General features: G+C 73.3%; 11 protein-coding genes and 1 tRNA gene. 9 read left to right on the forward strand and 3 right to left on the reverse strand.

Annotated features, from left to right (window positions below; all coding sequences use genetic code 11):
* Positions 1-138: 138 nt before the first annotated feature.
* Positions 139-2838, forward strand: a complete 2700-nt coding sequence (gene ppdK / locus ACI79P_RS20435) for a pyruvate, phosphate dikinase (RefSeq protein ID WP_456582897.1) — start codon at positions 139-141, stop codon at positions 2836-2838.
* A gap of 79 nt (positions 2839-2917) precedes the next feature.
* Here the strand turns inward: ppdK and ACI79P_RS20440 are convergent, their stop codons facing one another.
* Both ACI79P_RS20440 and aztD read right to left on the reverse strand, forming a co-directional pair.
* Positions 2918-3793, reverse strand: a complete 876-nt coding sequence (locus tag ACI79P_RS20440; RefSeq protein WP_456582898.1) for a metal ABC transporter substrate-binding protein — start codon at positions 3791-3793, stop codon at positions 2918-2920.
* Complete coding sequence (aztD, locus tag ACI79P_RS20445) at positions 3790-5121, reverse strand: zinc metallochaperone AztD (RefSeq protein ID WP_456582899.1); 1332 nt, start codon at positions 5119-5121, stop codon at positions 3790-3792. The genes ACI79P_RS20440 and aztD overlap by 4 nt, the downstream gene beginning before the upstream one ends.
* Before the next feature lie 165 nt (positions 5122-5286).
* Here aztD and ACI79P_RS20450 point away from each other — a divergent pair, with 165 nt between their 5' ends.
* The 4 genes from ACI79P_RS20450 to ACI79P_RS20465 are packed head-to-tail and all read left to right on the forward strand — an operon-like array spanning position 5287 to position 8868.
* Positions 5287-5910 (forward strand): YdcF family protein, encoded by a 624-nt coding sequence (locus ACI79P_RS20450; protein ID WP_456582900.1) that lies wholly within the window; start codon positions 5287-5289, stop codon positions 5908-5910.
* A gap of 11 nt (positions 5911-5921) precedes the next feature.
* On the forward strand, positions 5922-6431 hold the full coding sequence (locus ACI79P_RS20455) for a hypothetical protein (RefSeq protein WP_456582901.1): 510 nt from the start codon (positions 5922-5924) through the stop codon (positions 6429-6431).
* Positions 6431-8320, forward strand: a complete 1890-nt coding sequence (gene dnaG, locus ACI79P_RS20460) for a DNA primase (RefSeq protein WP_456582902.1) — start codon at positions 6431-6433, stop codon at positions 8318-8320. The genes ACI79P_RS20455 and dnaG overlap by 1 nt, the downstream gene beginning before the upstream one ends.
* Positions 8317-8868, forward strand: coding sequence for a hypothetical protein (locus ACI79P_RS20465; protein WP_456582903.1), 552 nt, complete (start codon positions 8317-8319; stop codon positions 8866-8868). Before dnaG ends, ACI79P_RS20465 begins: the two co-directional genes overlap by 4 nt.
* A gap of 10 nt (positions 8869-8878) precedes the next feature.
* Here ACI79P_RS20465 and ACI79P_RS20470 read toward each other — a convergent pair whose 3' ends face one another.
* Positions 8879-9088 (reverse strand): hypothetical protein, encoded by a 210-nt coding sequence (locus tag ACI79P_RS20470; RefSeq protein WP_456582904.1) that lies wholly within the window; start codon positions 9086-9088, stop codon positions 8879-8881.
* Positions 9089-9225: 137 nt separating this feature from the next.
* Between ACI79P_RS20470 and ACI79P_RS20475 the strand changes: the two genes are divergently transcribed.
* The 4 genes from ACI79P_RS20475 to ACI79P_RS20490 form a co-directional block, all read left to right on the forward strand.
* Positions 9226-9298, forward strand: a tRNA-Asn gene (locus tag ACI79P_RS20475).
* Positions 9299-9724: 426 nt separating this feature from the next.
* Positions 9725-10498 carry a formate/nitrite transporter family protein gene (locus tag ACI79P_RS20480; protein ID WP_456582905.1) on the forward strand — a complete coding sequence of 258 codons (774 nt, stop codon included), beginning with the start codon at positions 9725-9727 and terminating at the stop codon, positions 10496-10498.
* Between the two features lie 282 nt (positions 10499-10780).
* Positions 10781-11149, forward strand: coding sequence for an STAS domain-containing protein (locus ACI79P_RS20485; RefSeq protein ID WP_456582906.1), 369 nt, complete (start codon positions 10781-10783; stop codon positions 11147-11149).
* A gap of 428 nt (positions 11150-11577) precedes the next feature.
* A partial coding sequence (locus tag ACI79P_RS20490) for a DUF2391 family protein (protein WP_456582907.1) occupies positions 11578-12064 on the forward strand: 487 nt, incomplete at its 3' end.

The raw sequence follows: 12064 nt of genomic DNA on the forward strand, positions 1-12064 counted from the left end.
GACACCCCGACGGGGGCTCGCGCCGCCCGCTCCGGTACGCCACGATCGACGGACGCCGCGGGGGTAGACGTTTAGGACGTCCGCCCCGCACGGCATTGTTCCCATGTGGATCAGCGGGCGGACGCGGAGGTGCGCGGGGTGGCAGACGTGAAGTGGGTCTACGACTTCAGCGAGGGCAGCAAGGACCAGAAGGACCTGCTCGGCGGCAAGGGCGCCAACCTCGCCGAGATGACCAACCTGGGCCTGCCGGTGCCGCCGGGCTTCACCATCACCACCGACGCCTGCCGCTACTACCTCGAGCACGGCGGCACCCCGCCCGAGCTCGACGCCCAGGTCAGCGAGCACCTGACGGCGCTGGAGAAGGCGATGGGCAAGACACTCGGCGACCCGGCCGACCCGCTGCTGGTGTCGGTCCGCTCGGGGGCGGCGGCGAGCATGCCCGGGATGATGGAGACCGTCCTCAACGTCGGCCTCAACGACGACTCCGTCCAGGGCCTCGCGGCGCAGTCGGGCAGCGAGCGCTTCGCGTGGGACTCCTACCGCCGGCTGATCCAGATGTTCGGCAAGACCGTGCTCGACATCGACGGCGAGCTCTTCGACGACGCCCTCGACGCGGTGAAGGCCGAGCAGGGCACCGACCTGGACCTCGACCTCGACGCCGGGCACCTGCGCGACGTCGTCGACCGCTTCAAGGCGATCGTCCGCGAGCACACCGGCCGCGACTTCCCGCAGGACCCGCGCGAGCAGATGGACATGGCGATCAACGCCGTCTTCGACTCGTGGAACTCCGACCGCGCGATCATCTACCGCCGTCGCGAGCGCATCCCGGGCGACGCCGGCACCGCCGTCAACGTCTGCTCGATGGTCTTCGGCAACCTCGGCATGGACTCCGGCACCGGGGTGGCCTTCACCCGCGACCCGGGCAGCGGTGCGCAGGGCGTGTACGGCGACTACCTGCAGAACGCGCAGGGTGAGGACGTCGTCGCCGGCATCCGGAACACCGTGCCCCTGGCCGACCTAGCCGAGATCGACCGGGCGGCCTACGACGAGCTGATGGCGACGATGTCGCGACTGGAGTCGCACTACCGCGACCTGTGCGACATCGAGTTCACGATCGAGCGCAACAAGCTCTGGATGCTGCAGACCCGCGTCGGCAAGCGCACCGCGGGCGCGGCGTTCCGCATCGCCACCCAGCTGGTCGACGAGGGCCTCATCGACATGGACGAGGCGGTCCGCCGGGTCACCGGCGACCAGCTGGCCCAGCTGATGTTCCCGCGGTTCGTCTCCGGCGGCGATGCCCAGCAGCTGACCCAGGGCATGAACGCCTCGCCGGGCGCGGCCGTCGGCCGGGCGGTCTTCTCCTCGGAGACGGCGGTGCAGTGGGCGGGGCGCGGCGAGAAGGTCGTGCTCGTCCGCCGCGAGACCAACCCCGACGACCTCTCCGGGATGATCGCCGCCGAGGGCGTGCTGACCAGCCGCGGTGGCAAGACCTCGCACGCCGCCGTCGTCGCCCGGGGCATGGGCAAGACCTGCGTGTGCGGCGCCGAGGAACTGCAGGTCGACACCAAGGCGAAGAGGTTCACCGCCCCCGACGGCACGGTCGTGGAGGAGGGCGACGTCGTCTCCATCGACGGCTCCACCGGCAAGGTGTGGCTGGGTGAGGTGCCGGTGGAGCCCTCGGCGGTGGTGCGCTACTTCGAGGGCGAGATCGACCCCGGGTCCGAGGACGCCGACGACCTGGTGAGGAGCGTGCACCGGATCCTGAGCCACGCCGACGCGGTGCGGCGGCTGGACGTGCGCACCAACGCCGACACCCCGGAGGACTCCGCCCGCGCCCGCCGGTTCGGCGCCCGGGGCATCGGGCTCTGCCGCACCGAGCACATGTTCCTGGGGGACCGGCGGCAGCTGGTGGAGAAGCTGATCCTGGCCGACGGCGAGGAGGAGCGGCAGGCGGCGCTGGACGCGCTGGAGCCGCTGCAGAAGCAGGATTTCCTGGAGATCTTCGAGGCGATGGACGGGCTGCCGGTCACCGTCCGGTTGCTGGACCCGCCGCTCCACGAGTTCCTGCCCGACCTCACCGAGCTCTCCGTGCGGGTGGCCCTGGCCGAGGAGCGCGGGGAGCCCGACGAGGGCAACCTGCGCCTGCTCGCCGCCGTCCGCGGAATGCACGAGTCCAACCCGATGCTCGGGCTGCGCGGGGTGCGGCTGGGGCTCGTCGTCCCCGGCCTGTTCGCGATGCAGGTGCGCGCGATCGCCGAGGCGGCCTGCGAGCGCAAGCAGGCCGGTGGCGACCCGCGGCCGGAGATCATGATCCCGCTGGTCGGCGCGGTGCAGGAGCTGGAGGCGATCCGCGAGGAGGCCCAGCGGGTGCTCGCCGAGGTGTGCGAGGCGTGCGGCATCGAGGTCACGCCGCTGATCGGCACGATGATCGAGGTGCCCCGGGCGGCGCTCACGGCGGGCGAGATCGCCGGATCGGCCGAGTTCTTCTCCTTCGGCACCAACGACCTCACGCAGATGACGTGGGGCTTCTCCCGCGACGACGTCGAGGCGGCGTTCTTCCACCAGTACCTGGACAAGGGCATCTTCGGCATCTCGCCGTTCGAGTCGCTGGACCGCGAGGGCGTCGGCCGCCTCGTGCGGATCGGCGCGGAGGGCGGCCGGGCGGCCCGGCCCGACCTCAAGCTGGGCATCTGCGGCGAGCACGGCGGCGACCCGGATTCGGTGCACTTCTTCCACGAGGTCGGCCTGGACTACGTCTCCTGCTCGCCGTTCCGGGTGCCCGTCGCCCGGCTGGAGGCCGGCCGCGCCGCGCTGGGCGGGGAGCGCGCGGGGTCCTGAACGAGGACCCGGGTGCTCCCCACGCCTCGCAGGCTCGGCGCGGGACCCTGCACCGCGGCCGCGGTGCAGGGTCCCGTCGTCAGCCGCTGCAGACGAGGCCGCGCCGCAGCGCCTTCAGGTTGGCGGCCATGAGGCCGGGATAGGTCTGCTCGGCCGTCACCCGCTCGATGGGGTGCAGCACGTCGGTCGCCAGCCCCAGGTCGGCGGCGAGGACCTCCGCCACGGAGGAGCCCGCGGCGGTCTCGAAGAAGATCGTCCGCGCGCCCGAGCTCAGGACCGCGTCGGCCGCGGCCCGCACCCGGCTCGGCGGTGGCTCGACCTGCGGGTCGAGGCCGGCGACCCCGACCTGGCGCAAGCCGTACCGGTCGGCGAGGTACCCGAACGCCTCGTGCGTCGCGAGCAGCGTGGCCCCCTGGCAGGGGGCGAGGGTCTCGGCGTACTCGCGGTCCAGGTCGGCGAGGGAGTCGGCCAGCCGTCCGGCCGCCGCCGCGTACTCCGCCGCGTGGTCGGGGTCGACCGCGGCGAGCTCCTCGGCCACCTGCTCGCCCAGCTCGGCCAGCCGGAGCGGGTCGAGCCAGAAGTGCGGGTCCGGCCCGCGGTCGGCCACGGCGGCGGCGTCCACCAGGTGCTCCGGTGGCTGCTGGTCGAGGAGCTCGTCGAGCGCCGGCTGCAGGCCGCCGGAGAGGTGCACGACGACGTCGACCTCGCCGATCGCCGCGACGTCGCGGGGTGCCGGCTCCAGCCCGTGGGTGTCGTCGCCGGCGGGCGTCAGGTTGGTGACCTCGACGTGCTTCCCCCCGACCGCCTCGGCGACGTACTCCAGCGGGTACGACGAGACGAGGACGTCGACGACGCCGTCGTCCGGTGGGCCGGCCGGGTCCCCGGCGCACCCGGAGACCGCGCACAGGACGAGCCCGGTGAGGGCCGCCCTCCGCGCGGCAGCGGCGGCGATCACTCGCCGTTCTCGTCGTGCTCGTCGCCCTCGGCGTGCTCCTCGTCGCCGTGCTCGTGCGCGGCGTCCCCCTCGACGTCGCCGGAGACCCCGGCGAGCTCGATCGGTGCCACCTCCAGGTCGCCGCTCTTCCACACCGCGCCGCCCTCGACGTCGACCGCGTGGATCTGCTGGGTGGCGGGCTCGGTCACGTAGGCCATGCCGTCGACGACGACGACCTGCGGGTGCGGGTCCTGCCAGTCCTCGGACTCCTCCCAGGCGCCGGTGACGGGGATGGAGCGGGTCACGGTGCCGGAGACGGGGTCGATGACCTGCAGGGCGCCGTCGTAGGTGAGGACCAGGCCCTCGCCGTTCGGCCCGCGGCCGAAGGAGCGGTACCAGTAGGGCGCCGGGAGGTCGACCAGGCGCAGCTCCGCGGTCGTCGTGTCGATCAGCGCGACGGTGCTCGACCGGTCCTCGGCGCTGGGCTCGTAGTCGCCGAGCACGATCGGCGACTCCTCGGTGCCGAACTGGTTGCCGATGCGCCCGTACTGGTCGGGGCTCTGGATCTTGGTGAGCTCGCCGCCGGCGTAGAGCACGGCGCCGTCCTGGCAGCCGATGACGATCGCCTCGTCGGCGGCCACGGTCTCGCCGTGGACGGCGGGGCAGTCGTCGCGGGCGGCGATCTCCTGGCCGTCGGCGTCGAGGATCCGGACGCCGCTGCGCGACTCCTCGGTGCCCTCCGACACCAGCATCGTGCCGTCCTCCAGCTCGACGGCGACGCCGTGGTGGGCCTCCGGGGTGGAGGACCGGGTGAGCTCGACGTCGTCGTCGGCGATGTGCGCGCTGTCGAAGGCGGTGATGTCACCGGTGCCGTCGTCGAACAGGACGGTGCGCCCCGCGTGGGCGACCACGTGCCCGGGCTGCTCGGCCTCGAAGAGCACGTCGGTCAGCTCGGGGTCGGCGGTGTAGTAGTGCGCGTGGTCGCCGTGCGGCTCGCCCCGGGCCCCGCCGTCGAGGAGTCGGAAGCCGCCCTGCGTGGAGACCAGGAAGTGGCGGCCGTCGCCGGCGGGGTTGAGCCGGTTGAAGCCCTCGAGGGGTTCGTCGGCGAGCACCTCGAGGGTGGTGCCGTCGAGGACGAGCAGCCCGCCGTCGTAGGTGACGGCCAGGCGCGGCTGGTTGGCGCCGACCTCGGTGGGCTCGGTGGCGGGGGAGGGGGCGGTCTCCTCCGCCGGCGCCGCGGTGGCGCCCGCGTCGGTCGATGCGCAGCCGGTGACGGCGGCCAGGGGGACGACCGCCGCGAGGACGGTGGTTCGGAGGGCGGCCAGGGGACGCACAGGGGGCTCCTTCACGGGATGGACGGGACGCCGACACCGTAACGAACACGACAATCATTCTCATTAGTCGGGTGTTCGCGGGCCCCGAGCCCTCGACGCCCGTCGCCGCACGCGACCGGCCGCGGGACGCACCGTCCCCGGGGCCGCAGGAAGGTCAGCTCCGCGTGGTACCCATGACGGGTGGGTGTGCGGAGTCTGCTGGGGCGGCTGATCGGAGCCGGGGTCCTCTCCGCCGTGCTCCTGGTGGTCTCCACGGCCCTCGGCATCTGGTGGACCGCACGGCAGGACGCCCGGCCGCAGTCCGACGCCATCGTGGTTCTCGGGTCGGCCCAGTACAACGGCGTGCCGTCGTCGATCTTCGAGGCGCGACTGGAGCACGCGCTGAGGCTGTACGAGCAGGGCGTCGCCCCCGTGATCGTGACCGTGGGGGGCAAGGCCGCCGGCGACCAGTTCGCCGAGGCCGAGGCCGGCCGCGACTACCTCGCCGCCGCCGGCGTCCCCGCCGAGTCGCTGCTCGCGGTGCCCGAGGGGGTGGACACCCTGGAGAGCATGCGGGTGGTCGGCGAGGCCTTCGCCGAGCGGGGCTGGGAGCGGGCCGTCCTGGTCACCGACCCCTGGCACGCGATGCGCGCCGAGCGCATGGCCGAGGACGCCGGGATGGAGGCGGAGAGCTCCCCGACCCGTCAGGGCCCGGCCGTGCAGACCCGCGCCACCCAGTTCCGCTACATCCTGCGGGAGACTGCTGCCTACCTGCTCTACCGAGTGACCGGTGAGAGCGTCGCCGGCGCACCCGGCATCGGCTGAGGGAGGACACGGTGCTCGAACTGGGCAAGGCCGGCACCTCCGGCGTCGGCGGGGGAGTGGTCCCCGTCCTGTCGGACGGCGCGGTCGTGGCGACCCTGCGGGCGGAGAACTGGCGCGAGGCGGCGACCGCCGTGATCGGTGACCCGCGCTGGGTCTTCGGCAAGCAGAAGGGCGTGCTCACCGGCCGCTGGGAGGTCGACCCCACCGACTCCTCCCGGCTGCGCGCCCGGCAGACGTCGTTCTGGCAGAGCACCTGGGGCCTCGACCTCGAGGGCGTCGTCCTGGAGCGGGCGACGGCGTCGGTGTGGAAGAGCACTCACCGCTACACCGCCGGGGCGCGCACCGTCGCCGAGTCGGGGACGACAGGCGGCTGGTCGCCGCGGCCGACCCTCCACGCCGAGCCGACCGTGCCGCTGCACCACCAGGTCTTCCTGCTCTGGATCGAGCTCGTGCTCTCCCGCCGCAACACCGCCGTGACGGCGGGCGCGGTCGGGGTGGCCGTGATCGGCGGGAGCAGCTGATGGCCGGCCGGGGCCGGATCCGGGCGGCGGACATCGCGCTGGTGCGCGAGCGCAGCAAGATCGACGACATCGTCGGCGAGCACCTGCAGCTCAAGCGCGCCGGCGGCGGCAGCCTCAAGGGCCTCTGCCCCTTCCACGACGAGAAGTCGCCGTCCTTCCAGGTCACGCCGTCGAGGAACCTCTTCCATTGCTTTGGTTGCGGGGTAGGTGGCGACGTCATCTCCTTCGTCCAGCAGATCGACCACCTGTCGTTCAGCGAGGCCGTCGAGCTGCTGGCCAACCGCGCCAACATCGAGCTGAAGTACGAGGACGACGGCGGGCGTCCCACCGCCGGCCCCGATCGCGCGTCCGTGGGCCAGCGCGCGCGGCTGGTCGCGGCCAACACCGCGGCGGCCGCCTTCTACGCCGAGCAGCTGGGCATCCCCGAGGCCGCGCCGGCCCGCCAGTTCCTCGCCGACCGCGCCTTCGACCGGCAGGCGGCGCTGGACTTCGGCTGCGGCTACGCCCCCGGCGGCTGGGACGGGCTGACCCGCCACCTTCGGGCCAAGGGCTTCACCCAGGCCGAGCTGGTGACGGCGGGGCTGGCGAAGGAGTCCTCCCGGGGCACGCTGATCGACCGGTTCCACCGCCGGCTGGTGTGGCCGATCCGCGACATCACCGGCGACGTCATCGGCTTCGGCGCCCGCAAGCTCATGGACGACGACCCGGGGCCCAAGTACCTCAACACCCCCGAGACGCCGCTCTACAAGAAGAGCTCGGTGCTCTACGGCATCGACCGCGCCAAGCGCGACATCGCCCGCCGGCACCAGGCGGTCGTCGTCGAGGGCTACACCGACGTCATGGCCTGCCACCTGGCCGGCGTGACGACGGCGGTGGCCTCCTGCGGCACCGCCTTCGGCGCCGAGCACATCGGCGTGCTCCGCCGGCTGCTCATGGACCAGGACGAGTTCCGCGGCGAGGTCGTCTACACCTTCGACGGCGACGCCGCCGGCCAGGCCGCGGCGATGAAGACCTTCGCCGAGGACCAGCGCTTCGTCGGGCAGACGTTCGTCGCGGTCGAGCAGGAGGGCCGCGACCCGTGCGAGCTGCGCCAGGAGCAGGGTGACGCCGCCGTCCGCGACCTCGTCGCCCGGCGCACCCCGCTGATCGCCTTCGTGCTGCGGACGACGCTGGCCGGCTACGACCTCGACACCGTCGAGGGCCGGGTCGCCGCGCTCGAGAAGACCGTGCCGCTGGTGGCGGGCATCAAGGACCACGCCCTGCGCCCGGCCTACGCCCGGGAGCTCGCCGGGATGATCGGCAACACGGACGAGGCCGAGGTGCTGGAGCGGGTGCGGCGGCTGACCGGCGACGGGGGTGGGGCGCCGTCGCGGGGCCGCCCGCGTGCGCCGAAGCGGACGCCGGACGACGCGGCGGTCGCCGTCGAGCGCGAGGCCGTGAAGGCCGCGCTGCAGGCCCCCGAGTACGCCGGTCCGTCCTTCGACGTCGTGCCTCCGGGCGCCTACACCGACCCGGACTACGCCGCCGTCGCCGCGGCCGTGGCCGGGGCGGGCGGCACCGCCGGCGTGACGGTGACGGGGCCGGCGTGGCTGGACCAGGTGGCGGCGCACTGCGAGCGGGAGAGCGCCCGGGCGCTGCTCACGGCCCTGGCGGTGGAGCCGATGCGCTCGGTCACCGGCGAGTGCGACCCCGCCTACGTGAACGCGATCCTCGCCCGGCTCCAGGAGATGGCGACCGTGCGCCAGGTGGCCGCGCTCAAGGGCCGCCTGCAGCGGATGAACCCGGTCGAGCAGGCCGACGAGTACACGAAGGTCTTCGGCCAGCTCGTCGCGCTGGAGCAGCAGGCGCGGTCGCTGCGCGAGCGCGCGATGGGCGGCCTCGCGTCGTGAGCCTGCTGGAGAACCTCCGGCGCCGGTTCGCGCGCCCGCCCGAGGAGGTGCGCGCCGCCCTGGCCGACCCCGACGAGCGCGTGCTCGCCTGGGGGGTGCTGGCCCGCGACGCCGGCTGGCTGGTGGCCACCTCCCGCGGCCTGCGGGTGATCGGACCCTCGGGCGGTGGCGTGCTGCCGTGGCACGAGGTGGGGCACGCCCGCTGGGTCGCGACCGCCGACGGCGGCGGCTCCTTCAGCGTGACGCCCCTCGCCGAGGTGGAGCCGGGGGTGCAGGCGCGCCTGCCCGCCGTGCGGCACGTGCTCACCGACGCCGGCGACCTCCCGGCGACCGTGCGCCGGCGCGTCGACCAGACGATCGTGACCAGCCGCCGCAGCCCGCTGCCCGACCGGGGCGGCCTGCTGCTGGTGGCCCGGCGGGTCCCCGGTCAGGCAGCCCGCGAGTGGACCGTGGTCTTCGACGACGATGCCGACCGCGACGACCCGGTGGCCCGTGACATCGCGCGGCAGAGGCTCGCCGAGGCGCTGGCCGCCGAGCAGCCGGACTGAGCCGGCGGGCTCAGCGGGGAGGCTCGCCGCCCAGCTGCGACTTCAGCGTCGAGACGGCGTCGTCGGCCTTCGCCTGCGCCATGCCGGCGAGGCTCTGCAGGCGCGGGTCGTCCTTGGCGTGCTCCCAGGTGCGGCGGATCTGCTCGTAGCGCTCGCGGCCGGCCCGCGATCCGAGCACGTAACCAGCACCGAATCCGGCGAGGAACGACAGCTTGGCCACGGGAACCTCCTGGTTGAACGGGCGGTGAACGACGGTCACCGTACCTGTGGCGGGCCCCGCCCCGCCCCCGCGAGCCGCGTGCCGGGGCACATCGGCCGTGGGGTACTCTCGTCGGGCCAGCGGGTCGCGCCCGCTGATCCCCCGTAGCTCAATTGGCAGAGCATGCGACTGTTAATCGCAGGGTTATTGGTTCGAGTCCAATCGGGGGAGCAGAACAGGGCCTCCGACCAGCGGTTTCGCCAGTCGGGGGCCTTCGTCGTCCCTGTTCTGGGCGCTCAGCCCAGCACCTGCTCAGGTACGTGCAACGCCGACGCGCGCCACCTCAGCGCCGAGGACCAGCGCGGGGACCGTGCTTCGCTCACGGGCTGACGGTGGTGTGGACGTCCGTCGTCCTGGACGCCTCCTCGTGCCCGCTCGCGGCCTCGTGCGCCTCCCACGGCGCCGCGTTCGTCGTCGGATGCGGCCGGGCACCGGGTGGCCGCCGCCATGCGCGCCGGGCGCGACCGGTAGGACCACGTACCGGCCCTCGACGCCCATCCCCGAGTCCGACGCGCCGGCTGGGGAGGCCAGCCGGTCGGCCTGTGTCCCGTGCCCCAACCTCCGTGTGAGCCCTGGAGCTTGCGGTATAGAGCCGGGATGGCTGTCGCCCCGAGCCCCGAAGAGGTCTACGAGCGCGCGAAGCACGAGGGTCGTCGTCGGCTCGCCATGTCGCCCCTGGACAAGGTCGCCACCGCGTTCATCGCCGGGGTCACGATCGTGTTCGGCATCGTGGCGCTCGGGGTCGTCGAGGGGCTGCTCCAACCGGACGTCGGCGGAGGAGTGGCGACCGTCGCGGGCGCGTTGGCGTTCGCCGTGGGCGTCGTGTTCCTGATCGTGGGACGGTCGGAGCTGTTCACCGAGGACTTCTTCGACCCGGTTGCGGCGGCGATCGAGGAGAAGGGCCGCAGGCCGTGGGTCCAGCTGGGCCGGCTGTGGCTGCTGACGTTCGCGCTGAACCTGGTGGGCGGCGGGATCCTGGTGGCGCTCATGACGGTGCCGGGCGCACTGCCCACCGGCGCTGCGGACGCCCTCGTCTCGGTGGCCGAGGACATCGCCGGCAAGGACTGGGCGGCCACCTTCGTCCGCGCCATCTTCGCCGGGGCGCTGATCACCCTGCTGTCGTACATGGTCCGGGCCTGCAACAGCATGGCGGCGCAGATCCTCGTCGCGTTCCTCGTCGGTTTCCTCCTGGCCCTGGGACCGTTCGACCACGTCGTCGTCTCCGGGTTGCACCTGATGTTCGGCATCTGGCTCTCCGACGCCGTGGCCTACGTCGACCTGTGGAAGAACATCGGTCTGGCCACGGCGGGCAACATGATCGGTGGCCTGCTCCTGATCACCTTGACCCACACGGCCCAGGTCAAGAGCTAGCCGCGGCACGGCTTCGTGCACGCCCTCGGGGCGCTCCGAGTGCACGGACAGCGGAGCGCTCCCCGCCGCGCGACACGGCGAGAGCCTGCATGCACCAGCACTGCGGTGAGATGACCACTCGCAGCCGGCCGGCCGCGACCATGGCTGCGCCGGTGGCTTCCGCGCCGCCCGCGGGCTAGCGTCTCGGTGGGTCGAAGACGCGGCCTCTGCCCGCACCGGTGCGGGTGCCGGCCGTTGCCCTGCCGCCGCCGGCGACTCCTCCTCGTTCGCGAGGTGACCGCAGTGGCCCCGTCGTCCGCTTCTCCCACCGATTGGCACCACGAGGACGTCTCACGGCTCCTCGCGCGCCTGGACCTCGTGACCGGCCACCTGGAGCTCGTCGGACGGGTCGACCGGGCAACCGCGCACCTGCTCGAGGACGCCGTCTTCGCGCTCCTGCTCACCTCGTGCGCGCAGTGGACCCTCGACCTCAGCGGAGCCACAGTGGGCGATCAGCACGGTCTGCGCGCCATCGCCGTCGCCTACCGCCGGGCCACCCGGCACCGCCGGCAGTTCACCCTCCGGGGCGCTTCACCCACCCTGCAGCGAGCAGCGCTGGATCTCGGTGGCGCGGCACACCACCCAGGCGCGGGTGTCGTCAACCCGAACTGACCGGGCGTCGCGCACGCCGGGACGGGGCAGACGCGGTGACGGCGCGTCGATCAGGGACGGTGATCATCAGGACGGCGAGGTCGTCGGTCCCGTACCGCGAGCCGGTGGCCGCCATCGGTCGCCCGCCTCGCGTCCGCCCGCCGACGGCACGTGACTGCCGGGGGATCGCCCCGGCGTCCATGACGTTGCCGTGTCAACCTCGGCTCTACCAAGGAGCTCTCCTCCGCTGTCCGGGAACGCCTGCCAGACTTCTGTTCCTGGCGGACGACGCGCGCCAGAGACTCCTCCCCCCCGTCTCCGGGACCGCGCGGCAGCGTCTCCCCGTGGCAGGGCAGCCCTGGACGCCGGCTGGACGACCGCCCTAATAGACCGATCGAGACTTCCTCCACCTCTGCGAACCGTGCGCGACCTGACCTGAGTGGAGCGCGATGCCGCAGCAGACCGAGGCGCACCACCTGATCAAGGGGTTCGGCCGGGCCGTCGGCGGAGCCCTGCTCTTCGCCATGCCCGTCCTGATGACGATGGAGGTGTGGCGGCTGAGCCTCGCCGTCGACCGCTACCGCCTGGCCGCCCTCGCGGTCGGGACCGTCCTGCTGGTCATCGGCCTCGCCCGCCACCTGGGAGGCTCCGGAGCGTCGGGATGGCGCCCTGCTCTGGTGGACGCGGGCGTGGCGTTCCTCGCTGCCGCCGTCGCTGCCGCGGTCATCCTCACCACCCTCGACGTCCTGGACTGGCTGCGGAACTGGCGGGAGGCGACCTCGATCCTCGGCCTGGAACTGTTGCCGGCTGCGGTCGGGGCCTCCTACGCCCGCACCCAGCTCGGGCAGAACAGCGCTTCCCCGGGCAAGTCCGGGTACGGCCACGAGCTGTTCCTGATGGTGGCCGGGGCGGTGGTGTTCGCCGCGAACCTGGCAC

The organism is Blastococcus sp. SYSU DS0510 (assembly GCF_054050835.1).

Bases quoted from the DNA above. Each gene is read 5' to 3' on its own strand.
- dnaG (WP_456582902.1), top strand. From the start codon at position 6,431: ATGGCCGGCCGGGGCCGGATCCGGGCGGCGGACATCGCGCTGGTGCGC.
- ACI79P_RS20480 (WP_456582905.1), top strand. From the start codon at position 9,725: ATGGCTGTCGCCCCGAGCCCCGAAGAGGTCTACGAGCGCGCGAAGCAC.